This is a genomic window from Micromonospora acroterricola (assembly GCF_003172955.1).
GTDB lineage: Bacteria > Actinomycetota > Actinomycetes > Mycobacteriales > Micromonosporaceae > Micromonospora > Micromonospora acroterricola.
Genome location: NZ_QGKR01000122.1, coordinates 1 through 24,048 on the forward strand (window position 1 = coordinate 1; position 24,048 = coordinate 24,048).

Sequence of the window (24,048 nt, forward strand, 5' to 3'; positions counted from 1 at the left end):
CCCCGCACCAGCCTCCGCCGGCGCCGACCGCGCCCCCGTACCCATCCAGGTGAGGATCGCCCGTGACGCTCGACCCCGCGACCGCCGAGCGACGGGCCCTGATCACCGGCGCCACCGCCGGCATCGGCGCCGCCTTCAGCCGACGGCTGGCGGCCGACGGCTGGCACCTGGTGCTGGTCGCCCGGGACGCGGGCCGGTTGACCGAGCTGGCCGCCGAGCTGGGTTCCCGCTCCGGCCGCGAGGTGGAGACGATGTCGGCGGACCTGTCCACCGACGACGGCTGCGCGACGGTGGAGCAGCGGCTCGCCGGCGGCAGCCCGGTGCACCTGCTCATCAACAACGCCGGGATCAGCCTGAACAAACCGTTCCTGCGTTCCTCGGCGGAGGACGAGGCTCGTCTGCTGCGGCTCAACGTGCACGCGGTCATGCGGCTGACCCTCGCGGCGTTGCGGCCGATGACCGAACGGCGCGATGGGGCAGTGATAAATGTCTCTTCAGTCGCGGGGTTCGGCGCGGTGATGCCCGGGTCGACCTACTCGGCCAGCAAGGCGTGGGTCACCAATTTCAGCGAGTCCGTCGGCCAGTCGGCGCGTCCGTTCGGCGTCCGGGTGATGGCCCTGTGCCCCGGCTACACCCGCACCGAGTTCCATCAGCGGGCCGGCATCAACATGTCGAAGACGCCCGAGTGGATGTGGCTGCGGGCCGAGGATGTGGTCGACGAAGCCTTGCGTGACCTGGGGAAAGGCAAGTTGGTCAGCATTCCGGCGTGGAAGTACAAGGTGGCCGTCGCCGGTCTGCGGCACGCGCCGCGTCGGCTGCTCCAGGCGGTCGCCCGGGACACCCGCGGCCGGATCGGTCGCGACGAGCGCTGAGCCTCCACGGGCCGTCCGGTCCGAAAGGGTGATCGCCGCGAGGTTGGCGCGCCGCCACCGAGTCGGTCGCTGAGCGTAGTTGAACATCGCCAACCATCTGTGCCCCGCCGGGCTGATCAGGGTGGACCCCGCACACGGCGTTCAGACTTGCGCAGTAACCTCTATCGCCATGGGGGACCACGACGACCTGCGTAAATTCATTGCCGACCTGGCTGTGGTCCACGGACGGGTCGTGCTCTCCTCGGGGCGCGAGGCAGACTGGTACGTCGATCTGCGTCGCGTCACGCTCCATCACCAGGCTGCTCCGTTGGTCGGTCGGGTGTTGCTCGACCTCACCCACGACTGGGAGTACGACGCCGTCGGCGGGCTCACCCTGGGCGCGGATCCTGTCGCGCTCTCGATGCTGCACGCTGCCGCCCCGACCGGCCGGGCACTGGACGCCTTTGTGGTGCGCAAGGCGGGCAAGGCCCACGGTCTACAGCGGCGGATCGAGGGACCGGAGGTGGCCGGCCGCCGGGTGTTGGCGGTGGAAGACACGTCCACGACGGGCGGAAGTGTGTTGACGGCGGTCGAGGCGCTTCGTGAGGCCGGAGCCGAAGTCGTGGGCGTGGCGGTTATTGTTGATCGAGGCGCCGGCGACGCGGTGCGAGCCGCCGGACTGCCGTACCGGGCGGCCTATACGTTGGCTGACCTCGGCCTTGTGGCGTAAAAGTTTGCCGATTCGGATCTGCTGATATGCAGGCGGATCGATGCTGCTGGTGGAAGGATGGAATACGTGGGAACTGCGTTGGCCGAAATGACTATGCCTCAGATCTCGCCGCTTGCCGGCGAGCCGATCGAACGTGCCGATGCCGAGCGTCTCGCGGGGGTCCTCAAGGCCCTCGCCGATCCCGCTCGGTTGCGGCTGCTCAGCCTGATCCAGTCGGCCCCCGAGGGCGAGGCGTGCGTCTGTGACCTGACCGCGCCGCTCGGCCTCTCTCAGCCGACGGTCAGTCACCACCTGCGTATCCTCACCGAGGCCGGCTTGCTGGAGCGGGAGAAGCGCGGTGTCTGGGCGTACTACCGGCTGGTCCCGAGTGCGATCGCGACGATCGCCGACCTGCTGACCCCGCCGCGTAAGCGGGCCACCAAGAAGGCCCGCTGAATCAGACGCTGCACGCCGTTTCCGTGTAGGAGCGGTGTCCGGTGGCGAACCAGGGGTGGCGCCACCGGTAGATGACACCTGCTCGACCCCGGCTGCACCGCCGGAGGCCGGGTTCGACATGCCGACGGCCGACCCCCTCACCGGGGGCCGGCCGTCGTCGTACCCGGGCTTCAGCGCTCCTGGCCGTGCTCCGGACGCTGGCGGCCGTGCGGGTGCTCGTCGTGGTCGAACGCCTCACGGACCGCATCGACCGCGCCGGCGGCGCTGGCCGCCGCGACCACCGCAACCGCCTCGCCACGCTTGCGGGCCCGCCGGTCGCGGAGGAACTCGAAGAAGATCGGCAGCACCGAGACCACGATGATCAGGGCCACGACCGGCAGGATGTAGTGGTCGATCTTGTCCCCGATGGCCTGGTAGATCTGCTCGGCCAGCAGGTAGCCGATCAGCAGGATGCCGTCGACCCAGAGCACCGCGCCGACGATGTTCCACAGCAGGAACTTCCGCGCCGGCATGCCGAGCGCGCCGGCGACCGGGTTGAGGAACGTCCGGACGATCGGGATGAAGCGCGCCAGCACCACGGCCTTCGCCGGGCCGAACTTCTGGAAGTAGTACTCCGCCTTCTCCACGTACTCCTTCTTGAAGAGCCGGGAGTTGGGCCGCTCGAACATTCGCCGGCCGTACCGCGCGCCGAGCCAGTGCCCCAGTTGGGCGCCGACGACCGCGCAGATCGGCCCGCCGATCAGCAGACCGGCCAGGGAGAGCCGCGTGCCGTCGCCGAAGATGGCGTCCGCGACCGGCGAGGCGGCCACCCCGGCCAGGAACAGCAGCGAGTCGCCGGGGAAGAAGAAGCCCACCAGCAGGCCGGTCTCGGCGAAGAGGATCACCCAGACGCCGATCAGCCCGAAGGTCTGCAACAGTTCCTTGGGATCGAGCGGGTTCAGGGCGACGCTCTCCGCGAGCGCGCGGGTCTTCTCAGCTGTGTCCACGGCCACAAAGGGTACCGAAGGCCGGGTCCCGCCCCGCGCCGGACCGGGCCCCACCACCCGCTGGCGTACGCCCCGCAACGAGGACGCCGTAACGACGGTGCCCCGCCGACCGGAATGGTCGGCGGGGCACCGGTGGTGCGGAACAGGTCAGGCGACGAAGCGGGTCCGGCGGCGCTTGGCCACCAGGTAGCCCCCGACGCCAGCGGCGAGCAGCAGCGCGCCGATGCCGGCGATCAGGCCGGTCGACTGACCGGTGATCGGCAGCGCGCCACCGTCGTCGTCACCGCCGCCCTGGCCACCGGCCGCGTTCACCAGGAGCTTCGCGATGTCGTTGGCCGGGTTCAGGTCGTCGCTGAAGCCCTCGCACTCGCACTTGGCGTTGATGGTGACGGTGCCGGTCGCGTTCGCGATCACCTTGTCGATCCGAAGACCGAACTCGACGGTCTGCTCCTCGTCGACGCCGATGAAGATGTCCGGGTAGCACCGGTAGAGCTTCTTGCCCGGCTTGCCGGCCTGGTCCCAGTCCGCCTGGTCGCCGTTGAGCGGAGCGCAGACCTCGGGCACCTTGACGGCGGTCGTGCCCTCCGGAACGGCAACGTCGATCTTCGTGACCGGCGAGCCCAGGCGACCGAAGTCCAGCGCGGCCGGTCCGTCGTTGCGGACGCCGGCGGTGGCCGTGACCACGTCGCCTGCCTTGCCGGCCACCTTGTCGGCGACCGCCACCAGGTCCACGCCGTTCTTGCCAGTGACCTTCACGGTCATACCCGACCAGTTGTTCATCGGGTCGGTGTCGGCCTGGAAGGAACGAGCCGATGCCTTGGACGGAACCGCCGGAAGGGTCAGCACCGGCCCGTCGCCGGGCTTCCCGGCCGAGACGCCGAGCTCCTTGAGGTAGGCGCTGAAGTCCTCGAACTCGGCGATGGTCATCCAGTTGTAGTAGCCGTACTCACTGCCCGGAGCGTAGGTGTCCTTGCCGAGGACGTAGGACAGCGAGGCCGAGCGGGCCTCCCCGGCGACGGTCTCCTCGGAGAAGCTGCAGGTCCGCAGGTGACCTTCCTCGTAGGTGCAGTTGCTGTACTGCTTGTCGGTGCGGATCGCATAGTCCAGGTCGAAGACGGCGACCGCGCCCTTCGCGTCGGTCTCGCCGACGTTGCTGAGCGTGAGCGGCGCGCTGAACGTGCCGCCGGGTGCGGCGGACACCATGGTCTCCTCGCCCGGGGCGGCCAGGTCGACGCCCTCGCCGATCCGCACCTTGGCGGTGTGGGTGGCCGGAGCGATGCCCTCGGCGCTGACCGTGACGGTGAGGCTGCCGGCGTCACCGTCCGCAGCCTTGGCGGTCGGCGTCATCGCCACGCTGTAGTAGCCGCCGATGCCCCACTCGTCGAGGCCGACCTCGAAGGGGTCGGTGCAGACCAGCACACCGGGCTCCGGCGACTCGCACTCGGAGGCGCCGGTATCGGGCTTGACCTCGAGGGTTCCGTCCAGATCACGGTAGTCGTACCGGATCTTGAGTCCCTCGATGACCACCGGCTCCGAGGCGTACAGGATCGGGGAGTCGATCTTGCCCTCGGAGCCGGCGGCAAGGGTGGTGTCGGAGAAGTAGACGCCCAGCTCGATGGGCGCTTCTTCGGCGGCGGCGGCCGGACTGGCGGAGGCGGCGACGAACGCGCCTGCTACGCCCAGTCCGGCGAGCCAGCGCCGGGTGGAGTGGGTGAGCATGAAGGGGTTCCTCCAGAGGGGGATTCAGGTGGAGCCTGCGGATCTTAAGGAATCACTAAGGTTGACCGCCGCCCCGACCGCCGTCCGCGTACCAAGACCAGCCGAAAGGTTGATCAGCGTCACCGCAACGTTCGGTCCGTCCGCTCCCGTCATCTGAGGCAGGAGCCCCGGGAGGTGCAGTGACGTACGAGGAGTTCGCGGACACGCGGCTGGCCCCGCTGCTGCGGTACGCGGTGATGCTCACCGGCGATCCGCACCAGGCACAGGACCTGGTGCAGGAGACGATGGTCCGGGTCCAGCTCAACTGGCGACGGGTCGCCCGAGCGGACTCACCCGAGCGGTACGTGCGCCGGATGCTCACCAACCAGTACGTCGACTGGCGGCGCGGGTCCTGGATGCGCCGGGTGCTGCTCCGCGGCGAACCCGACGAGGCGGTGCCGGCGCCCGCCGACCACGCCCAGTCCGCCGTGGACCGGGACCAGATCTGGTCCTGGCTGTCCCGGCTGCCGCGCCGGCAGCGGGCGACCCTGGTGCTGCGCTACTACGAGGACCTACCCGACGCCGAGATCGCCGACATCCTCGGCTGCGCCGTCGGGACCGTGCGTTCGTCCATCTCCCGGGCCCTGGCCACGCTCCGGGCCGAGTACGTGGAGGCCTGCTCATGATCGAGGACGACCTGCGTGCCGCGTTCGCCCGGCACGAGCCGCTGACCCCGCCGACCGGCCCGCTGCGGGCCGCGATCGACCGGCTGGCGACCGGCCGGAGGCGGCGTCGCCAACGCTGGCGGGCCGGTGGCGCCGCGTTGGCCCTGCTCGGCGTGCTGGGGATCGGGGTGCCGCTGCTCACCCCGGAGCATTCCGGACCGCGGACCGCCGAGCTGCTGGCGGAGCCGGGTCCGACCACGCCCCCGGGCGCGGTGAACGTCCTGCTGCTCGGTGTCGACGGCGACCCGCCGGAGGCGGCACGGGCGGATTCCGTGCTTCTCGTGCACGTCCCGGCCGACCGCAGCCGCGCGTACCTGGTCTCGCTGCCGCGCGACCTGGGGGTGCCCATTCCCGGGTACGGGGACGACAAGCTGAACGCCTCGTTCGCGTTCGGCGCCGGGTTCCGGCGGCCGGACCCGGCCCGCGGCTACGAGCTGACCCGTCGGACGGTCGCGGAGCTGACCGGGGTGCGGATCGACGCCGGCGCGGTGCTGACGTACGCGGCGGTGCGCACGCTGACCGACGAGGTGGGCGGGGTGCCGGTCTGCCTGCCCCGGCAGGTGCGCTCCATCCACACCGGCCGGCTCTTCCCGGCCGGCTGCCAGCGGCTCGGCGGCGCCGCGTCGGTCGACCTGCTCCGCCAGCGGGAAGGGCTGCCCCGCGGCAGCCACGACCGGGACCAGACAGCCCGGATCTTCGCCGCCGGCCTGGTTCAGCGGGTGACCGAGGGGGACGTGCTGACCAATCCGGTACGGCTCTCCGCGCTGCTCGCGGCCCTGGGCCCGAAGCTCACCGTGGCGCCCGACAGGCCGGCCGTGCTGGACCTGCTGCGGCTGATTCCGACGCTGGCCTCGGCCGATCCGGTGGGACTCGGCCTGCCAACCATCGAGCCGACCGGTCGGGACCGGTACCTGCGGACCGATCCACGGCTCACCCCGGAGTTCCTGACCGCCCTCCGCGAGGACCGGCTGGGCGAATGGGTGACCCGGCACCCGGAGCGGGTCGACGGTGCCCGCTGACGGTCAGCGGTAGTCGTCCTCATCCCCGGTGACCACCCGGGCCTGCTCCATCGCGTCCCAGTCGCCGACCTCCATGCCGCGGTGCGGCTCACCGTCGGCGTCGTCGGGGCCGACCACCGTGGCCTGCTCGACCGCGTCGGCCGGCTCCGCCTCGGGGTCGCGTTCGTCCGGAGCGAGGTGGTCGCCGGGGGTGAAGTCCTCATCGGGCTGACCCATCGTCCCTCCCGGGGCTCGGTGCACGGTTCCCACCCACCGTACGGGCTGTGCCGGTGTCGCGCGCGGAAGCCGAGTCGGCCGATTCACCCCTGGCCGGCGCGACCCGGTGCCAGGATGGGGCCGTGGGCTTCCTGATCCGGCTGGCGATCACCGCGGTGGCGCTGTGGATAACCACGCTCATCGTGCCCGGGGTCGACGTGCACGGCCGCTCGGGTGGCAACACCGTCCTCACGCTGATCGTGGTCGCGCTGATCTTCGGCGTGGTCAACGCGGTGCTCAAGCCGCTGATCAAGGTGGTCGGCTGCGTGTTCTACCTGCTGACCCTGGGCCTGTTCGCGCTGGTGGTCAACGCGCTGCTGTTCCTGCTCACCGACCGGATCGCCCGCGGACTTGACCTGCCGTTCCAGGTGGACGGTTTCTGGGCGGCGTTCTGGGGAGCCATCGTCATGACCGTGGTCACCTGGCTGATCAGCGTGATCGTGCCGGACCGCCTGGACACCCGGTGACCGGAGCCCGGGCACGGCCCGACGGGTGGACCGGGGCCGGGTCGGTTGTTCCGGCGCACCTCACTTGCGGGATACTGCCGGGCGGAGGACAGCGCGGTCCGGCGCACCCGTGAACAACAGCGGCCAGCACGGCCGAGAGTGGTAAGTAAGGAGCGTTCGACATGCCCATCGCTTCCCCCGAGGCTTACGCGGAGATGCTGGACCGGGCCAAGGCTGGCCGGTACGCGTACCCCGCGATCAACGTGACCTCGTCCCAGACGCTGAACGCGGCGCTCAAGGGCTTCGCCGACGCGGAGAGCGACGGCATCATCCAGGTCTCCACCGGTGGCGCCGAGTACCTGTCCGGCCCCTCGATCAAGGACATGGTCACCGGCGCGGTGGCGTTCGCCGCGTACGCGCACGAGGTGGCCAAGAAGTATCCGGTGAACATCGCGCTGCACACCGACCACTGCCCGAAGGACAAGCTGGACGGCTTCGTCCGGCCGCTGATGGGCATCTCGCAGGAGCGGGTGAAGCGCGGCGAGCAGCCGCTGTACCAGTCGCACATGTGGGACGGCTCGGCCGTGCCGGTGGCGGAGAACCTCCAGATCGCCTCCCAGCTCCTCGACGAGGCCGCCAAGGGCAAGATCGTCCTTGAGATCGAGGTCGGCGTCGTCGGTGGCGAGGAGGACGGCGTCGAGAACGCCATCAACGACAAGCTCTACACGACCGTCGACGATGGTCTGGCCATGGTCGAGGCGCTCGGCCTCGGCGAGAAGGGCCGCTACATGGCGGCGTTGACCTTCGGCAACGTGCACGGCGTCTACAAGCCGGGCAACGTCAAGCTCCGGCCGGAGATCCTCAAGCAGATCCAGGACGCGGTCGGCGCGAAGTACGGCAAGGACAAGCCGCTGAGCCTGGTCTTCCACGGCGGCTCGGGCTCCCTGCTCAGCGAGATCCGCGAGGCGCTGGACTACGGCGTGGTCAAGATGAACATCGACACCGACACCCAGTACGCCTTCACCCGACCCGTCGCGGACCACATGCTCCGCAACTACGACGGCGTGCTGAAGATCGACGGCGAGGTCGGCAACAAGAAGCAGTACGACCCGCGTACCTGGGGCAAGGCCGCCGAGGCCGGCCTGGCCGCCCGGGTCGTCGAGGCCTGCGAGCACCTGCGGTCGACCGGCACCACGATGTCCAAGTAGCGACGTCGCAACGGCGGCCGGCTCCCCTCGGGGGCCGGCCGCCGTCGTTTCGTCAGGCCGGCGTCGTCAGCAGGTGGACGGCCTCGCGTACGTCGTCGGTCAGGTGGATCGTCGCCGACAGGTCGCCGAACGGGGAGGCGGCGAGCAGCGGACGCAACAGCGCCTCCACCGGCAGCTCCTGCGTCCAGTACGCGCGGTCCAGGAAGATGTACGCGCCGCTGGCGCCGTCCGTCCCGTAGTAGGTCTTGGTGGCCGCCTGGAACACCTCCTGCACGGTGCCCGCCCGCCCCGGGGCGAAAACGATGCCGCCCCGGGCCAGCCGCAGGATCGTGTCCTCCCGGATCGCGTTCGAGAAGTACTTGGCGATCCGCCCGGCGAACAGGTTCGCCGGCTCGTGCCCGTACAACCAGGTCGGGATGGCCAGCCCCCCGGCCCGCGCCCATCCCGCGTCGGTGCCCCGCTGCCGCGGCACGCCCGCGTACCGCTGACGGACCGTCAGCGCCACGGCGGTGTACCGGTGGTGGTCCGTGAAGTCGGGCGCGGTGGCCAGCAGGTCGATCGCCTCGGTCAACTCCGCCGCCGGCTGGTCCGCCAGGTAGGCGCCGAGGTTCGCCGCCTCCATCACCCCCGGACCACCGCCGGTCACCACCAGCCGGTCGGCCCGGGCCAGCTCCCACCCCAGCACGGCAGCCATCCGGTACGGCGCGCTGCCGCGCCGCACCGCGTGCCCGCCCATGATGCCCACCACCGACTGCGGCCCGTACCGGGCCAGCCAGGCCCGGGTGTCGTCGGACAGCGCGTTGTCCACGCCGTGGTCGTGCAGCCGCTGACCGAGCGCCTCCTTGACGTCCGGCAGTGCACCGCCGTGCGCCCGGTAGTGCTCGTACACCCGGGTGTCGTACATGCCGGTGAACCCGTCCTCGGCGAACCCGGCGGCCAGGTCCTCAGGGCTGTAGAGGTGCGTCGGTTGGGTCGGGTACGGCAGCCCGGAGAACGGCGGCACGACGTTCGCGCCGCGCCGGACCAGGTCGGCGCCGACGTCCCGACCGGCGAACCGGCAGCCGACGAAGAGGGTGCCGGTGACCTCGACGCCGGTCAGGTCGGGCACCGGGGCCAGGTCGAGGCGCAGCCCCTGCACGGTCAGCCCGGTCAGTCGGCCGGTGGCCACCTGCCGGTCGAACTCGTCGCGGGTCTGGATCTCGTCGGTGTGCAGGTGCGGTTCGATGACGTCCGCGGGAGGTGGGGTCGGCACCGGGCCATCCTGCCCGGCCGGGGGCACCGGCCAAACCCCGGGCCGGGGGTGAGACCGACAGGAGCCCGGTGATCGTGACCACCGGGCTCCTGCGTAACCGGGTCCTGGGGAGGCTCCGGACCATTAGTTGTAGTGGAAAACACCTGGCGGCGGCATAGGCCGCAGGCGTGACCAACTCCTCAGCCGTTCAGTCGAGCGCGTCGGCCGACCCGCTCGCGTGTCGCCCCGTCCAGCGGGTTGAATGGGGCGATGCAGAACCTTTTGCCAGAGCCACCGGCCACCCTCCTGCCCGTGAACCACGAGGCCGACGCAGCCCTGGCCACCGCCGAACAGGCGGGCAGCGACCAGGCGTACGCCGAGGTGGCGGCCCGTTACCCGACGTACAGCGCCGCCTGGGCGGAGCTGGCGGCCCGGGCGTTCGCGCAGGGTCAGGTGGTGACGGCGTACGCCTACGCGCGCACCGGCTACCACCGTGGCCTGGACCAGCTCCGCCGGAGCGGCTGGAAGGGCCACGGCCCGGTGCCGTGGTCGCACGAGCCCAACCGCGGCTTCCTCCGCTGCCTGTACGTGCTCTCGCGCGCCGCCGACGAGATCAGCGAGGCCGACGAGGCCGCCCGCTGCGCCCAGTTCCTCCGCGACTGCGACCCGGCGGCGGCGGACGCGCTGGCCAGCAACTGACACCACTGCCGACGGCCGGTCCGGCACACGTGCCGGGCCGGCCGCCGGCGGGCTACAGCCCCTCGGCGACCGAGGCGGCGATCTTCAGCCAGGCGTCCCGGGTGGCCGAGGAGAGCCCGCCGTACCGGATCGGCTCGCCGCTGTCGATGAGCCGCTCGTACGGCGCCAGCAGCACCGCCCGGGTCCGGGCCGCGAAGTGCTCCTGGATGGCCGGCAGGTCGATCTCCTTGCGGGACGGCGGCATCGACACCACGGTCACCGCCTGCCGGACCAGCCGCTGTCGACCGCTCTGCTCCAGGTGGTCGAGCATCCGGGCAGCGGTCTCCGCCGAGTCGTTACGGGCGGACATCGTGACCACCAGTTGGTCGGTGGCGTCCATCGAGGCCTGCCAGTTCTGCGCCCGGACGTTGTTCCCGGTGTCCACGAAGATCAACTTATAGAACCGGCTGACCACCTCGCGGATCTCGGCGAACGCCGCCGCGGTGAGCATCTCACCGCCGGTGGCCGACTCGTCCGAGGCGAGCACGTCGAACATCCCCTCGCCCTGCGAGCGGACGTACTGCGACAGGTCGCCGACCCGCCCGTGCGCACCCTGGAACTGCCCGAGGTCACGCAGCATGTCCCGCACCGTGCGTGAGTGGAAGTCCTGCTGGGCCCGCATGCCGAGGGTGCCCTGGGTCTCGTTGTTGTCCCAGGCCAGCACGTACCCGCCGCGCTTCTGGCCGAACGTCATCGCGAGCAGCAGGATGGCCACCGTCTTGCCGGCGCCGCCCTTCGGGTTGACCACGGTCACCTGCCGCAGCCCGCCGAAGTTGCGGCGCACCATCTCGATGTCCCGCTTGAGTTCCTGCTCGTGCCGCCCCGGAGCGAGCCGGAGCAGCCCCATCTTGTTCACCACCGCGCGGACACCCATCGTGGCCACCGGATCGGCCGGGCGTACCTGCCGACGACGGGCGAAGTCCTCCGCGGTCGGCGCCGCGGTGCTCTCCGGCGTCCAGGTGGCGTCCGGGTAGCCGGTGGCCGGAACCCTGGCCGCCCCCGCAGCCTCCTGGTACGGCTGGGGCGGGGCGGGCGGCGCCCCGGGCGGCGCGGCCCGGACCCGGTCGGCGGGCAGCGGGTACGTGGCCAGCAGCCGGCGGCGGGTCCACTCGCTGGTGGTGACGACGGCCCGGGCGGCGGCCAGCGCGTGCGCTTCGGCCTCGTCGTCAAGCGGCATGTGCACCAGGACGACGAGGCGCAGCCGCCGGGCCTGCGGGGCGAGCAGGTCCGGCACGGTCGAGGCGATCAGGCCGTCGAGCAGCACCACGGCGTCGTCCGGCGCCGTGGCCAGCATCCGGGCCAGCTCCGCCCGGTCGGCGGGATCGGGGTGCGGCCACCTGCCGGGCACCGCGTGTTCGCGCACCGACCAGCCCCGCTCGCCGAGCCCCGCGCAGATCCGCCGGTCGTAGGAGTTGCCGCCGCTGGGCGTGGCCGGGTCGTCGATGTCGCCCGGCAGGACGACGTGCACCGCACGGCCGGACGGTGCGGGCCGGTCGACCGGCGCCGCCCGGCCCGCACCGATCACAGCGACCGCTCGTAGCTGGCCCACGCGACGTGCGACTCGTGCAGGGTGACGGTGATGCCGGCCAGCTCGCGCGCCCCGGCGCCCAGCTCGCCGGCGTGCACCCGCTCGGCCAGCCGGTCGGCGACCGTACGGGCCAGCACCTCGGTGGTGGTGTTCACCCCGGCGAACGCGGCCTCGTCGTCGAGGTTGCGGTAGGTCAGCTCGCCGAGCACGGCGCGCAGCTGCTCGGTGGCCAGGCCGATGTCGACCACGATGCCGTCGGCGTCCAGGTCGGGCCGGCGGAACGTCGCGTCCACCACGAAGGTCGCCCCGTGCAGTCGCTGGGCCGGGCCGAACACCTCGCCCCGGAAACTGTGGGCGATCATCATGTGATCCCGAACGGTCACACTGAACACGGTCACTCCCCGTCGTAGGTGATGAGGTGGCAGAGCGCGGGCAGGTCACCCGTGCTGAGTCGAGCGAGGACGTCGGGCAGCTCCGCGAACCGGGACGCGCCGGTGATCAGCGCGTCGAAGGCGGGGTCGTCGAGCAGGTCCAGGGCGAGCGCCAGCCGGTCGGTGTAACTGCGCCGCCCCCGCCGTGCGGGCGCGACCATGCCGACCTGGCTGCTCCGGACGGTCAACCGTCCGGAGTGGAACGCCCCGCCCAGCGACACCTGCACCGGGCGGTCGCCGTACCAGCTCAGCTCGATGACCGTGCCCTCCGGCGCGAGCAGGTCCAGCGACTGCTGCAGCCCGGCGGCGGTGGCGCTGGCGTGCACGACCAGGTCCCGGTCGCCGGCCGCGTCGGCCGGTTGGGCGAACCCGACGCCGAGCGCGCCGGCCACCCCGGCCCGCCGGGTGTCGGTGTCGACCAGCTCGACCTGCACGCCGGGGATCCGGGCGGCCAGCGCGGCGACGCAGCAACCCACCATGCCCGCGCCGACCACGCTGATCCGGTCGCCGACCAGGGGTGCGGCGTCCCACAGCGCGTTGACCGCGGTCTCGACGGTGCCCGCGAGCACCGCCCGGGCCGGCGGCACCCCCTCGGGCACCGGCACCACGGCGGTGGCCGGCACGACGTACCCGGTCTGGTGCGGGTGCAGGCAGAACACCATGCGCCCGAGCAGCTCCGGTGGGCCCTGCTCGACCACGCCGACGCTGAGGTAGCCGTACTTCACCGGGCCGGGGAAGTCGCCCTCCTGGAAGGGCGCCCGCATCGCGGCGTACTGGTCGGTGGGCACCCGACCGGCGAAGACCAGCGTCTCGGTGCCCCGGCTGACCCCGGAGTAGCGCGCGCGGACCAGCACCTCGTCCGGGCCCGGGGCGGGCAGCGGAACCGGACGGATCTCCGCCGCGCCGGGCTCGCGCACCCAGCAGGCGTACGCCTCGCTGATCACCCTCGCGCACCTCACCTTTGCTCACGGCCGAACCGAACGGCCACGTTTTCCGTGTTCCCTGTCGGGGTCGTCGATCATAAACACGGAGGTACGGTGCCCACAGTTCGAAGTGGTCCGATGATCGGGTTGAGCGCCCAACTGGTCGTGCTGGCGGCACTTGCCGCCACGGTGGGGCTGGGCGGCGCGGGCTGGCTGGTCGGGACCGGCTACGCGCTGGTCACCTGCCTCGCGTTGAGCCGGGGTCTGCACCGGGCCGGTGCGTCCCGCCTGGGTCCCGCCGACCGGGTGACGCTGACCCGGGCCGTCCTGGTCGGCGCGGTCACCGCGCTGGTGGTGGACTCGTTCGGCCGGCCGGCGCCGGTGGGGTTGCTGGTCACGGTGAGCGCGGTGGCGCTGCTGCTGGACGCGGTGGACGGCCGAGTGGCGCGGCGCACCGGCACGGTGAGCGCGCTCGGTGCCCGCTTCGACATGGAGGTCGACGCCTTCCTCATCCTGGTGCTCAGCGTGCACGTCGCGCCGGCGGCCGGTGGCTGGGTGCTGGCCATCGGCGGGATGCGGTACGCGTTCGTCGCGGCGAGCGCGGTGCTGCCCTGGCTGAGCGGGTCGCTGCCGCCGCGCTACTGGCGCAAGGTGGTGGCCGCCGCGCAGGGCGTGCTGCTGGCGGTTGCCGCGACGGGGGTGCTGCCGCAGCCGTGGACCACGCTGGTGCTGGTGGTGGCGCTGGCGCTGCTGGTCGAGTCGTTCGGCCGGGACGTGGCGTGGCTGTGGCAGCGCCGACCGGCCCTCCCGCTGCCGGCTGCCACACTGGCGCCGGCGCCGACCGCGCCGGTGCCGCCGGCGCCGTCTGCCGCGCCGGCGCGGACCGTTCCGCCGGTGCCGGCCCCGGTGGCCGAACCGGTGGCTCTGCCGCCCCGGCTGCCGGTGGTCGTGCCGTCGACGGTGGCGCTGCCTCCCCTGCTGCCGGTGGCCGCTCCGGCGCCGGCGATGGCGGCCCGCTCGGGCGGTACCGTCCACTCCGACTGGAGGCTGTGATGACCCTTCCCGCCCGGGTACGCCGGCTGGCCGGCCGGTTCCGCGCGCGCCCGGCTGCTGCGGACGAGGCGTCGGCGCGTACTCCCGGGGTGTCGGCCACGGCCGGGCGCGGCCTGGCGCGGCGGGCGGCGGGTGCGGTGGGCGGTGCGCTGGCCGTGCTGCTGGTGTTCGCCGTCCTGGTCGGCCCGGACCGGCTCGGCCTGCTCACGCCGGGCGCGTTCCTGCGCATCCCGCTCGAGGGGCTGCTCGTGGCCGCGCTGCTGCTGGCCCTGCCGGCGCGGCCCCGGCGGGTGGTGGTGGCCGTGGTCGGGCCGCTGCTCGGCCTGCTGGCCATCGTGAAGCTCGCCGACCTGGGCTTCCGCACGGCCCTCGACCGGCCGTTCGACCTGGTGCTGGACTGGCTGCTGCTGGACGACGCGTACGGCTTCGTCCGCGACTCGACCGGTCGGGCCGGCGCGGTGGGCGCGGTGATCGGCGTCGTGGTGCTGGTCGGCGCGCTGCTGCTGGTGCTGACGCTGGCGCTGCGGCGGCTGGCGTCACTGCTGGTCCGCCACGAGCGGGTGGCGACCCGGGCGGTGGCCGCGCTGACCGTCGCGTGGGTGGTCTGCGCCGTTGGCGGGGTGCGGGTCGTCCCGGGCGTGCCGGTGGCCGACACCGGGATGACCGCGCTGATCGGCGCGCACGCCGCCCAGGTGGACGCGCGGCTCCACGACGGCGAGAGGTTCGGCGCCCAGATCGCCACCGACCCGTTCCACGACACCCCGGGCGACCACCTGCTGACCGGGCTGCGCGGCAAGGACGTCATCCTCGCGTTCGTCGAGAGCTACGGTCGCGACGCGGTGGAGGACCCGGAGCTGGCGCCGCAGGTCAACGCGGTGCTGGACGCCGGGACCGAGCGGCTGCGGGCGGCCGGGTACCAGGCGCGCAGCGGCTTCCTCACCTCCCCCACCTTCGGCGGCGGCAGCTGGCTGGCGCACGACACACTGCTGTCCGGCCTGTGGACGGACAACGAGCAGCGGCACCGCAGCCTGCTCGCCAGCGACCGGCTCACCCTCAACGGCGCGTTCCGCCGGGCCGGCTGGCAGACCGTCGGGGTGCTGCCCGCGGCCACCCAACCGTGGCCCGAGCAGGGATTCTTCGACTACGACCGCTACTACGACGCCGCCGCGCTCGGCTACCGGGGACCGAAGTTCAGCTACGCCCCGATGCCCGACCAGTACACGATGTCGTTCTTCCAGCGGCAGGTGCGCGCCAGCGAGGACCGCCCGGTGATGGCGGAGATCCCGCTGATCTCCAGCCACTCCCCCTGGACGGCGGTGCCCCGGATGATCGGGTGGGACGAGGTGGGCGACGGCTCGATCTATCACGGCGCGGCGGTCGGCGAGGACAGCGGCGACGCCGACGACCGGGACACCGGCCAGATCCGCGGCGGGTACCGGCAGGCCATCGCGTACTCGCTGGAGACCCTGATCTCCTACGTGCGGACCTACGGAGACGACGACCTGGTGCTGGTCTTCCTCGGCGACCACCAGCCCGCCCCGGTCGTCACCGGCGAGGGCGCCAGCCGGGACGTGCCGATCACCATCGTCGCCCGCGACCCGGCGGTGCTGGACCGGGTGGCGGGCTGGGGGTGGCAGGACGGGCTCCGGCCCGGTCCGGAGGCTCCGGTCTGGCCGATGGACACCTTCCGGGACCGGTTCCTCACCGCGTTCGGGCCGTCGACGCCACCGATAGCCGCGCCTCGCTGACCTCGAACCAGGGCGGCCTCACCCGGCCGAATCAGTCGTCAGCGCTCCGCGTGTCGTGCAAGCGCCGGCGATCGGACAGGGCTGTCGTTCACTGTCCGAGAGTGCGGTAGCGGAGGTGTACGACGCCGTTTCGGAATCGGCGCTCATCGAGGAGCTCGAGGTCGGCGCGCATGCCGGTCGGCAGCCCTGGTTTGCCGCCGCCGACGACAACGGGCAGGATCATCAGCTGGCACTCGTCGACCAGCCCGGCCTTGAAAGCCTGCGTCGCGAGGTTGGCACCTCCCACGGTGAGATCGCTGCTGGCCGTGGCCTTCAGTTCGCGTACCGCGGCGGGGTCGAAACGGCGTTCGAGTCGGGTGTCGGCAGTTGACACCGCGGCGAGGGTCGTGGAGTACACGACTTTGCTCGCCGCCTGCCAGGCGCTCGCGAAGTCGGCCGTGAGGTCGGACTGCGCGGCCAGAGCGGCGTCGGTCTCCCAGAGGGCCATGGCCTCGTACAGGCGCCGCCCGTAGAGAAACGTGCCCACGGACCGCAGGAGGTCGGTGTGGAATGCGAACACCTCGTCGCCGAGTGGAAACCAGTCGAACGCGCCGCGTTCGTCCTCGATGTAGCCGTCAAGCGACACGTTCGTCACGTAGATCAGCTTTGCCATGCCCCTACCTCTCGGTGATCAGCTGCAACAGCCTGGACATTCATCAGCGTGGCGTCCAGCTTGGAGAACGCCTGGCGCCAACCCTCCTCGCTGGGGTGCGCCAGATGGTCGGGGAGCCACTGGCGGATCTCCAGTCGCGTCCGTCCGTCGGCCTCGTCGTGGAACTCGATCCGGAGTCTCGTCTCGAACGGCTCGATGCCCTCCTGCAGCCGGCCAGTGACGTGCATGACGCCTTCGAGCAGTTCGCCGTCGGCGACGTCTGTGAGGTCGACGTGGATGCGCACGCGAAGGTCGGGTTCGGCTGCGTTGACCTCCGTCCACCGTTGATAGCCGCCGGGGCGTACGTCGAACTCGATCTCATCGCGCGGCAGTGAGTTGCCGATCGGGCCCCACCACGCCGCCAAGTGGTCGGGATCGGTGAAGGCTCGGTAGACGAGCTCCCGCGGCGCGTCGAACACACGCGAGATGACGAGCTGCGGAGTTTCCGTTTTCATTCGACCTCCCTGGGGTCGTCGACCATCCGGTCCGTTGCCCGTCCGGCGGCCTGCACCGCGGCGAGGTGGGCATCGAGGCGGGTGAGGGACGAGTCCCAGAGCCGCCGGTAGCGCTCGATCCAGTCGGCCGCCTCGCGCAGCGGGGCAGCTTCGAGGTGGCTCGCGCGCCACTTGCCCGACCGCGACCGCGAGATGAGCGCGGCGCGCTCGAGCACCTTCAGGTGCCGTGACACCGCCGGCATCGAGATCGACAGAGGAGCGGTGAGCTCGGTGACCGTGGCGTCGCGTGCGGCCAGCTCAGCGATGATCGCCCGTCGAGTCGGGTCGGACAGCGCCGAGAACACCGCGCTGAGCTGATCGGTGCCAGCCATCGGAAGCTCCCTTCACTTAACCACCGTGTTAAGCGTATTGAGACGCGACCGATGTTGTCAACGGATGGGCCGCCGGGCCGGCTCGGTCCCGCCGCCGACGTGCCGCCGAACGACCTGCGGCAAGACGGTGTGCGCTTCCGCCGCCGATAAAGCGCGGTATCGACCGCGACCCCTGGCCACGTCCTGGCCACCGGCCGCATCCACTGGCGCGCAACGGCGGAGGGCACCAGGCTCAGGACGCCCCTAAGTGGTTCCGCGAGCGATGACCGCAGTGCCGGCCGGGCTTTCGAGAAAGCCATCTGTGACGCCTTTCTCGCTATGGACTTCGCGGCCCGGACGATCGGCGGATCCGGCGACACGGACATCCCTTGTCAGGTGGCGCAGCGCCGACGGCTCACAGTCGACGGCGATCATCGAAGCGAAGGCGCGATCGTCCGGCCATGTCACCCACACCGACGTCAGCGATGTGGCGATCGAGACCCACAAAGGGCGCCATCATGCCAGTTTCATCGCGATCGTCGGCCCCGGTTTCAGCGGTGACACCATCAAGAACATGGCGTCGTAGAAGAAGTGGATGCTGCTGGACGCCGACCGGTTGGGAACGCTGGCGGAGGCCTCGATCGCCTTGGGGCTCCGGCCATACGAGATAGGACCGTTGTTCCTCGTTCCGAATGGACTCTCGGATCTCCACGACCTGCTCGCGGACCGCCGACGGGAGTTGGACATCGTGTCCTTCCTGCTCACCAAGCTCGTCGAGGAGGAGAGCGAGGCGGGCGAGGCGATTTCCGCCCGAGACATTTCCCGGGACGGGCGCAGAACGGAACTCCGCCCGAGCGTCGAAGAGATCGTCAATGCGATTGACATCATGTCAGGCTTGCACGTCGGCGCCCTGCGGCTGGTCGACACGGCCGACGACCCGAAGTTCGCTACGTACGTTCTCGGCGATGCTCCAGCGGGAGCGAGGCGCCTCCGCGCACTAGCCGACGCCATCGACCGCCGACCCAGCGAAGCCCAGTAGGGCCTGCTACGACCACCTCAGCACAGGCACCATTGAGCCATTTTCATCGTGATCATGCTGGTCACGAGGGTGTCGGGGGCCCGGAGATCGATGAAAGCGAGGCTCCAGGTCGATCTCGGCAACGGAACGCTAGCGGCTGCGACACGAACCGCTTAACCGGCACCCCAATGACCCGCCCTGGTCGGTGCGCGGAACTGCCGCTCCGGGTGGACTGGTGTTCATCGCTGTTGGTGTCGCACGGTGAAAGCTCGTTCTGTGCGCTCGTCAGTACGCCCAAGGCGATGGGCCTTGCTTCAAGACGCGCACGCCGAGGTCTGCGTCGTTCGGCCACATCGTGAGTTGGTACTCCAGATGGTCCCCGACACCTTCCAGATCGCACCTGGCCGGCCGGCGGTCGGTCTGAGCGTAGACGACCCGAACCCGGTATCGACCTGCCGGCAGCGGCACCGGTTCAACCTCGTTCGGAAGCTCGGTGGCACCGGTCACTACCATCTGCCCCGAGGGCAACAGAATGTCTGCTTCGATGACGTAGTCGAAGGCGTCGAGAGATTCAACCTCGGGAGGCGTGTCCAAGAGCGCCAGCGTCACCGGTACGTAGTCGTAGCGGGCCGTACCCACCACGATGCAGTGACGCTCTACAGCGATGCGCCAGGTGTCATCGGCCCTGTCCCAGGTGTCTCCGTCAAAGATGCCCTCGGTCGCCTCCACGTCCGAGATGACGAAGGCCAGATGATCGGCGTAGGGCTCGAAACGGCGAACGACCTTACGATCATCAGTCACGGCTGAACGCTACCAAGATCGGCACCGAGCGCGAAGGCGCTCCGGGTGAGTCGGGCCGCATCCGGGTCTGCCGCTGATCGTGCGCTCGTGCCGAGATCATTGCATCTGATCTTGAGGGTTCGAGTATTGCCAGCTGCCTCTAGATCGTGACTGTGGACCCTACGCGGCCGGCCCAGCCCCTGCGTGCGAGGTGACTTGGGCTACCCGGAGGTGGTGAAGGTGATGAAGGTGTCGGGGGGTCGGGTTTCAGGGGTGGGACCGTCGCAGATTTCCCACGTGTCCCCGACGACCTGGGTCGCGACCTGCGACCAAAACGCTTCGACGCCCGGGTTGTAACGCTGAAAGCCGATGCGCCATCTGCCCGGGAACAGGGAGATGATCTGAACGGCAGCGGCGCGACCGACGCCAGTGCGGCGCAGCGCGCGGACAACGAAGAAGCTGGCGATGGACATACCGCCGCCCTCGGTCGGCGTCGTCATCACAAAGCCCGCTGTCCGGCCGGCCGCAGTGATCAACCAGGCGTGGCGCTGCGGGTCGACACCGGCGAGAAAGCGGTCGAGCGGTCGGTCGTTGAACGTGCCATCGTCGTTGGGGAGGTGACCGTAGGCCTCCGACAGATCATGGCGATACAGCTGACCGAGATTGCCGAGCACCGCCCGGTGCGAGCGGTCGACCGGTATCAGGGCGACGGGATTCGACGGCGGGCGAGATGGAGTCGCAGCTTCCCAGGGCACCCGGGCAGCCTCCCATCTCGACCAGTGTGTCCAAAGCAACGGCACCCCCCGGTGGGTCGGTCCGGGTCAGCAATCGTCGGGAGGATGTCTGCATGGTGACTCTGTGGGACGGCGTACTGGCAGACCTGGCGCTGGTGGATACCGCCGGGCCTCGGCTGGCCGGAGACCCACACCCCGCGGTGCTGGCGTCACCGCTCGCAGTCGCCGAATGCGCGATCGTGTCCGTGGCCGCCTGTCTCACGGCTGCCGCTGATCTGGCTTCTGCGCGCACCGGTCGGCGGCCTGACATCGCGCTCGACACGGAACATGTGGCGGCGGCGATGCGCAGCGAGGTCTGGCTTCGCGACGCGGATGGGCGGGGGATCGACGGCTTCGCTCCACTGTCCCGATTGTGGCGGGCTGCGGACGGTTGGGTGCGGACCCATGCGAACTACCCGTGGCATCGGACGGCTCTGCTGGCGTCCCTCGGTGTGAACGACGGTCGAGACGCCGACGTGCAGGCGCAGTTGGCTGGCGTCATCGCCGCGCGCCCGGCGCTGGAGGTTGAGCGTGTTGTGTACGCCGCGGGAGGGCTGGCCGTGGCGGCTCGTACGCAGGCCCAGTGGCAAGCGGGCAGCCAAGGCAGCACGGCGGGGACGTCGCCGCTCGTGAGCATGGTGCCGCTCGGCCGTGGCTCGCTGCCGCTAGCTGAACCGGGCCAGCTTCCGGCGTCGGGGGTGAGGGTGCTCGATCTGACGCGAGTCATCGCCGGCCCCGTTGGTACCCGGATGCTGGGCGCGCTCGGTGCCGACGTGCTCCGAGTCGACGGTCCGCATCGCCCGGAGTTAGCGCTGCATGCCGTCGACGGAGTGATCGGTAAGGCAAGCGCGAACCTGGATGCCAGCACGGAGAACGGCCGTCAAGCTCTGCATCGCCTTCTCGACCAAGCCGACGTTCTCGTGACCGGCTACCGACCCGGAGCGCTGCGCCGTCTCGGTCTGGACCCTGACCAAGTAGCGGACCAGCACCCCGGCACCATCGTCGTAACACTCTCGGCGTGGGAACCGGCCGGAACCTGGGGCACACGGCGTGGTTTCGACAGCCTGGTGCAAATCGCCACCGGCATCGGCTGGGCTACGAGCTCGGATGGCGTCCAACCCGGCGCGCTGCCCTGCCAGCTGCTCGACCACGCCACCGGCTACCTCATCGCTGCTGGCGCGCTGGCCGCACTGGGCCGACGCGCCCGCACCGGCGACGCCACCCACGTCTCTGTGTCCCTCGCCAGGACGGCACGATGGCTGCTCGATCAAGGCAGCATGCCAGCCAGGCAGAGCGCGGGCGATGACCCGAAGCGCCAAGCCGACACCTACCGGACAGCACTCGGGAACGGGTGAAGCACGATCAGCCCACCGGGTCAACTCGACGGCCGCCCGCTGAGCTGGCCTCACCTACCACCCGCCTACGCGCAAGCGCCGCCCGATTGGAGCTGAACGTCGCGGCCCGGGCGCGCGACGCACTCAAGGCGCACCGCCTGAACGGGTCGCACCGGTGGTGAGCGTCCCCGTGGAGGTCTGGATACCCCGGGCGGCCGAGTGGAGCGTCACGCAGCACCAGGAGCACGGCTCGCGTCCGCGCTGCCGTGACCGCCGATGCGACTACTTCGTCTGGGCGCGTGACGTACGACCGGCAACAGCTCCCCGACTACCCCTTGTCGGGCACGGCGGGCCGGGCGCGGACGTGCAGCCGCTCCCCCTGCGGCCCGAAGAGGTTGAGGACCTCGGCGGTGCCGGGGCCCGGGTTGTACACCCGGTGTGGGACGCGTGTGTCGAACTCGGCCACCTCGCCCGGGGTCAGCGTCAGGTCGTGCTCGCCGAGGAGTAGGCCGAGCCGGCCGGAGAGCACGTAGATCCACTCGTACCCCTCGTGGGTCTGCTGGGTGTGCTCCCCCGTGGGCGTGCCCGGCGGGAGGATCTGCTTGAACGCCTGCACGCCGCCCGGTCGGCGGGTCAGCGGCAGGAACGTCACGCCGTGCTGGACGATCGGCTTGGGGTGTACCCGCGGGTCGCCGGTGGCCGGCGCGTCGACCAGCTCGTCCAGCGGCACCTGGTAGGCCCGGGCCAGCGGGAGCAGCAGCTCGAGGGTGGGCCGGCGGCTGCCGGATTCCAGCCGGGACAGGGTGCTCACCGAGATGCCGGTCAGGTCGGCGAGCTGGGCCAGCGTGGTCCCGCGCTGGTGGCGCAGCGCGCGCAGCCGTGGGCCGACCGCGGCGAGTGCCGCACTGTCGTCGTTTGCCATAACGGCAAGGATAGTTGCCACCTGACCGGCGGCGGCGGATGGTGGGCTCAGCTGACGAACGAGGGAGACACCGGTGGACGAGACATATGACGTGGTGGTGGTGGGCGGTGGCGCGGCCGGGCTCAGCGGAGCCCTGGCGCTGAGCCGGGCCCGGCGGTCGGTGCTGGTGATCGACTCCGGCGAGCCGCGCAACGCGCCGGCCGGCCACGTGCACAACTACCTGGCCCGGGAGGGGACTCCGCCGGCGGAGCTGCTCGCGGCCGGGCGCGCCGAGGTCGCCGGATACGGCGGGCGGTTCCTGGACGGCCGGGTGGAGGCCGCGACCCGGGACGACGACGGGTTCCGCCTGACCCTCGACGACGGGCGCGACGTACGGGCCCGTCGGCTGCTGGTGACCACCGGGCTGACCGACGAGCTGCCCGACGTGCCCGGGGTGGCGCAGCGGTGGGGGCGCGACGTGCTGCACTGCCCGTACTGCCACGGTTGGGAAGTCCGGGACCGGCGGATCGGCGTGCTGGCCACCGGTCCCCTCGCCGTGCACCAGGCCGAGATGTGGCGGCAGTGGAGCTCGGAGGTGCTGCTCCTGCTGCACGACGCCCCCGCGCCCGACGAGGCGACCGCCGAGCGGCTCGCCGCCCGGGGCATCGCCGTGGTCCCCGGCCCCGTGGCCGGGCTGGAGGTGACCGGGGACAGGCTGACCGGCGTCCGGCTCGCCTCCGGCCGGGTGGTGGCGCTCGACGCGGTGGTGGTCGCGGCGCGGCCGGTGCCCCGCGCCGGGATGCTGGTGGGGCTGGGGCTGGCCCCCGAGGAGGTGACGATGGGCGAGCACGTGATCGGCAGCCAGATCCCGGCCGACGCCACCGGGGCGACGACCGTCCCGGGCGTGTGGGTGGCCGGCAACGTCGCCGACGTCCGCGGCCAGGTGATCGCGGCCGCCGCGGCCGGCCTCACCGCCGGAGCGGCGATCAACGCCGACCTGATCGCCGAGGAGACCCGCGAGGCGGTGACTGCGTACCGGGAGCTGCGGGCCACGGCCTTCGAGGAGCCGGCGTGGGAGGAGCGCTACCGCACTCGGCCGGCGGTGTGGAGCGGCCGGCCGAACCCGCAGCTGGTCACCGAGGCCGCCGACCTCGCCTCGGGACGGGCGCTGGACGTGGGCAGCGGCGAAGGCGCCGACGCGGTGTGGCTGGCCGAACGCGGCTGGCGGGTGACGGCGGTGGACATCTCCACCACCGCGCTCAGCCGGGCCGCCGAGCACGCCGACACCGCCGGCGTCGGGGACCGCATCGAGTTCACGCACGCCGACCTGCGCGACAAGCCGCCCGCCGAGGAGGCGTACGACCTGGTGTCCGCGCAGTTCATGCACCTGCCACCGATCCAGCGGCAGGAGCTGTTCGCCCGGCTGGCCGCGGCGGTGGCGCCGGGTGGCACCCTGCTGATCGTCGGGCACCACCCCTGGGACCTGTGGACGTCGGCGCGCCGGATGCACCTGCCGGACATGATGTACACCGCCGAGGAGGTGGCCGACTCGCTCGACCCGGCGCAGTGGGAGGTGCTCACCGCCGAGGCGCGCCCGAGGGCGGGCACCGACCCGGACGGCCGGGAGATCACCCTGCACGACGCGGTCCTCGTGGCTCGCCGCCGCTGAACCCACCCCAGCGCGTCGATCATGGAGTGGTGGTGGGTCGCAAGAGCGGCGGATCGGGGCCTTCCGGGCACC

25 protein-coding genes and 2 pseudogenes are annotated in these 24,048 nt (G+C 71.4%); 14 read left to right on the forward strand and 13 right to left on the reverse strand.

Going from position 1 to position 24,048, the window contains the following annotated elements:
• The first annotated feature begins 62 nt into the window (after positions 1 to 62).
• From DKT68_RS04395 to DKT68_RS04405, 3 genes are all read left to right on the forward strand, one after another.
• Positions 63 to 872 carry an SDR family NAD(P)-dependent oxidoreductase gene (locus DKT68_RS04395; RefSeq protein WP_109816148.1) on the forward strand — a complete coding sequence of 270 codons (810 nt, stop codon included), beginning with the start codon at positions 63 to 65 and terminating at the stop codon, positions 870 to 872.
• A gap of 169 nt (positions 873 to 1,041) precedes the next feature.
• Positions 1,042 to 1,581 carry an orotate phosphoribosyltransferase gene (gene pyrE / locus DKT68_RS04400; protein ID WP_109816149.1) on the forward strand — a complete coding sequence of 180 codons (540 nt, stop codon included), beginning with the start codon at positions 1,042 to 1,044 and terminating at the stop codon, positions 1,579 to 1,581.
• Positions 1,582 to 1,638: 57 nt separating this feature from the next.
• Complete coding sequence (locus DKT68_RS04405; RefSeq protein WP_007454255.1) at positions 1,639 to 2,016, forward strand: ArsR/SmtB family transcription factor; 378 nt, start codon at positions 1,639 to 1,641, stop codon at positions 2,014 to 2,016.
• 170 nt (positions 2,017 to 2,186) lie between these two features.
• Here the strand turns inward: DKT68_RS04405 and DKT68_RS04410 are convergent, their stop codons facing one another.
• Both DKT68_RS04410 and DKT68_RS04415 read right to left on the reverse strand, forming a co-directional pair.
• Positions 2,187 to 3,008, reverse strand: coding sequence for a DedA family protein (locus tag DKT68_RS04410; protein WP_109816150.1), 822 nt, complete (start codon positions 3,006 to 3,008; stop codon positions 2,187 to 2,189).
• 141 nt (positions 3,009 to 3,149) lie between these two features.
• Positions 3,150 to 4,721: an LPXTG cell wall anchor domain-containing protein gene (locus DKT68_RS04415; RefSeq protein WP_109816151.1), complete on the reverse strand. Its 1,572-nt coding sequence runs from the start codon at positions 4,719 to 4,721 to the stop codon at positions 3,150 to 3,152.
• Between the two features lie 179 nt (positions 4,722 to 4,900).
• On the opposite strand from DKT68_RS04415, the gene DKT68_RS04420 reads away from it, so the two are divergent.
• A complete protein-coding gene (locus tag DKT68_RS04420) occupies positions 4,901 to 5,386 on the forward strand; it encodes a SigE family RNA polymerase sigma factor (protein ID WP_109816152.1) in 486 nt (161 codons plus the stop codon).
• The gene (locus DKT68_RS04425; RefSeq protein WP_109816153.1) at positions 5,383 to 6,444 is read left to right on the forward strand and encodes an LCP family protein; all 1,062 of its coding nucleotides are present in this window, start codon (positions 5,383 to 5,385) and stop codon (positions 6,442 to 6,444) included. Before DKT68_RS04420 ends, DKT68_RS04425 begins: the two co-directional genes overlap by 4 nt.
• A gap of 3 nt (positions 6,445 to 6,447) precedes the next feature.
• On the opposite strand, the gene DKT68_RS04430 is transcribed toward DKT68_RS04425, so the two are convergent.
• A complete protein-coding gene (locus DKT68_RS04430) occupies positions 6,448 to 6,660 on the reverse strand; it encodes a hypothetical protein (protein WP_109816154.1) in 213 nt (70 codons plus the stop codon).
• A 122-nt stretch (positions 6,661 to 6,782) separates the two neighbouring features.
• Here DKT68_RS04430 and DKT68_RS04435 point away from each other — a divergent pair, with 122 nt between their 5' ends.
• Both DKT68_RS04435 and fbaA read left to right on the forward strand, forming a co-directional pair.
• On the forward strand, positions 6,783 to 7,166 hold the full coding sequence (locus DKT68_RS04435; protein WP_109816155.1) for a phage holin family protein: 384 nt from the start codon (positions 6,783 to 6,785) through the stop codon (positions 7,164 to 7,166).
• Positions 7,167 to 7,327: 161 nt separating this feature from the next.
• Complete coding sequence (gene fbaA / locus DKT68_RS04440; protein ID WP_109816156.1) at positions 7,328 to 8,353, forward strand: class II fructose-bisphosphate aldolase; 1,026 nt, start codon at positions 7,328 to 7,330, stop codon at positions 8,351 to 8,353.
• A gap of 52 nt (positions 8,354 to 8,405) precedes the next feature.
• Here the strand turns inward: fbaA and DKT68_RS04445 are convergent, their stop codons facing one another.
• On the reverse strand, positions 8,406 to 9,605 hold the full coding sequence (locus DKT68_RS04445) for an LOG family protein (RefSeq protein WP_109816157.1): 1,200 nt from the start codon (positions 9,603 to 9,605) through the stop codon (positions 8,406 to 8,408).
• A 249-nt stretch (positions 9,606 to 9,854) separates the two neighbouring features.
• Here DKT68_RS04445 and DKT68_RS04450 point away from each other — a divergent pair, with 249 nt between their 5' ends.
• Complete coding sequence (locus DKT68_RS04450) at positions 9,855 to 10,283, forward strand: DUF3151 domain-containing protein (protein ID WP_109816158.1); 429 nt, start codon at positions 9,855 to 9,857, stop codon at positions 10,281 to 10,283.
• 52 nt (positions 10,284 to 10,335) lie between these two features.
• Here DKT68_RS04450 and DKT68_RS04455 read toward each other — a convergent pair.
• The 3 genes and pseudogenes from DKT68_RS04455 to DKT68_RS04470 all read right to left on the reverse strand — a co-directional run.
• Positions 10,336 to 11,390 (reverse strand): annotated as a pseudogene (locus DKT68_RS04455) (MinD/ParA family ATP-binding protein); the annotation flags it as partial.
• 453 nt (positions 11,391 to 11,843) lie between these two features.
• Complete coding sequence (locus tag DKT68_RS04465; RefSeq protein ID WP_109816176.1) at positions 11,844 to 12,242, reverse strand: 6-pyruvoyl trahydropterin synthase family protein; 399 nt, start codon at positions 12,240 to 12,242, stop codon at positions 11,844 to 11,846.
• A 2-nt stretch (positions 12,243 to 12,244) separates the two neighbouring features.
• Positions 12,245 to 13,225, reverse strand: a complete 981-nt coding sequence (locus DKT68_RS04470; RefSeq protein ID WP_109816160.1) for a zinc-dependent alcohol dehydrogenase — start codon at positions 13,223 to 13,225, stop codon at positions 12,245 to 12,247.
• 117 nt (positions 13,226 to 13,342) lie between these two features.
• On the opposite strand from DKT68_RS04470, the pseudogene DKT68_RS04475 reads away from it, so the two are divergent.
• Both DKT68_RS04475 and DKT68_RS04480 read left to right on the forward strand, forming a co-directional pair.
• Positions 13,343 to 14,047, forward strand: a pseudogene (locus DKT68_RS04475) (CDP-alcohol phosphatidyltransferase family protein); the annotation flags it as partial.
• Between the two features lie 209 nt (positions 14,048 to 14,256).
• Positions 14,257 to 16,005 carry a sulfatase-like hydrolase/transferase gene (locus tag DKT68_RS04480; protein ID WP_109816162.1) on the forward strand — a complete coding sequence of 583 codons (1,749 nt, stop codon included), beginning with the start codon at positions 14,257 to 14,259 and terminating at the stop codon, positions 16,003 to 16,005.
• Between the two features lie 88 nt (positions 16,006 to 16,093).
• On the opposite strand, the gene DKT68_RS04485 is transcribed toward DKT68_RS04480, so the two are convergent.
• From DKT68_RS04485 to DKT68_RS04495, 3 genes are read right to left on the reverse strand one after another with little or no spacing between them, the layout of a single operon-like run.
• Positions 16,094 to 16,657 carry a dihydrofolate reductase family protein gene (locus DKT68_RS04485; RefSeq protein WP_109816163.1) on the reverse strand — a complete coding sequence of 188 codons (564 nt, stop codon included), beginning with the start codon at positions 16,655 to 16,657 and terminating at the stop codon, positions 16,094 to 16,096.
• A complete protein-coding gene (locus tag DKT68_RS04490; protein WP_109816164.1) occupies positions 16,645 to 17,151 on the reverse strand; it encodes an SRPBCC family protein in 507 nt (168 codons plus the stop codon). The genes DKT68_RS04485 and DKT68_RS04490 overlap by 13 nt, the downstream gene beginning before the upstream one ends.
• On the reverse strand, positions 17,148 to 17,522 hold the full coding sequence (locus DKT68_RS04495) for an ArsR/SmtB family transcription factor (RefSeq protein ID WP_109816165.1): 375 nt from the start codon (positions 17,520 to 17,522) through the stop codon (positions 17,148 to 17,150). Before DKT68_RS04495 ends, DKT68_RS04490 begins: the two co-directional genes overlap by 4 nt.
• Positions 17,523 to 17,784: 262 nt before the next feature.
• Here DKT68_RS04495 and DKT68_RS30860 point away from each other — a divergent pair, with 262 nt between their 5' ends.
• Both DKT68_RS30860 and DKT68_RS04500 read left to right on the forward strand, forming a co-directional pair.
• On the forward strand, positions 17,785 to 18,087 hold the full coding sequence (locus tag DKT68_RS30860; RefSeq protein WP_146218283.1) for a hypothetical protein: 303 nt from the start codon (positions 17,785 to 17,787) through the stop codon (positions 18,085 to 18,087).
• Between the two features lie 9 nt (positions 18,088 to 18,096).
• Positions 18,097 to 18,540, forward strand: a complete 444-nt coding sequence (locus DKT68_RS04500; protein WP_109816166.1) for a hypothetical protein — start codon at positions 18,097 to 18,099, stop codon at positions 18,538 to 18,540.
• 264 nt (positions 18,541 to 18,804) lie between these two features.
• Here the strand turns inward: DKT68_RS04500 and DKT68_RS04505 are convergent, their stop codons facing one another.
• Both DKT68_RS04505 and DKT68_RS04510 read right to left on the reverse strand, forming a co-directional pair.
• Positions 18,805 to 19,320, reverse strand: coding sequence for a hypothetical protein (locus DKT68_RS04505; RefSeq protein ID WP_109816167.1), 516 nt, complete (start codon positions 19,318 to 19,320; stop codon positions 18,805 to 18,807).
• A 200-nt stretch (positions 19,321 to 19,520) separates the two neighbouring features.
• Complete coding sequence (locus DKT68_RS04510) at positions 19,521 to 20,054, reverse strand: GNAT family N-acetyltransferase (RefSeq protein WP_146218284.1); 534 nt, start codon at positions 20,052 to 20,054, stop codon at positions 19,521 to 19,523.
• Between the two features lie 92 nt (positions 20,055 to 20,146).
• Here DKT68_RS04510 and DKT68_RS04515 point away from each other — a divergent pair, with 92 nt between their 5' ends.
• Positions 20,147 to 21,427: a CoA transferase gene (locus tag DKT68_RS04515; RefSeq protein ID WP_201748898.1), complete on the forward strand. Its 1,281-nt coding sequence runs from the start codon at positions 20,147 to 20,149 to the stop codon at positions 21,425 to 21,427.
• A 307-nt stretch (positions 21,428 to 21,734) separates the two neighbouring features.
• On the opposite strand, the gene DKT68_RS04520 is transcribed toward DKT68_RS04515, so the two are convergent.
• A complete protein-coding gene (locus tag DKT68_RS04520; protein WP_109816169.1) occupies positions 21,735 to 22,328 on the reverse strand; it encodes a helix-turn-helix domain-containing protein in 594 nt (197 codons plus the stop codon).
• A 73-nt stretch (positions 22,329 to 22,401) separates the two neighbouring features.
• On the opposite strand from DKT68_RS04520, the gene DKT68_RS04525 reads away from it, so the two are divergent.
• Positions 22,402 to 23,976 (forward strand): bifunctional NAD(P)/FAD-dependent oxidoreductase/class I SAM-dependent methyltransferase, encoded by a 1,575-nt coding sequence (locus DKT68_RS04525; RefSeq protein WP_109816170.1) that lies wholly within the window; start codon positions 22,402 to 22,404, stop codon positions 23,974 to 23,976.
• Positions 23,977 to 24,048 lie beyond the last annotated feature (72 nt).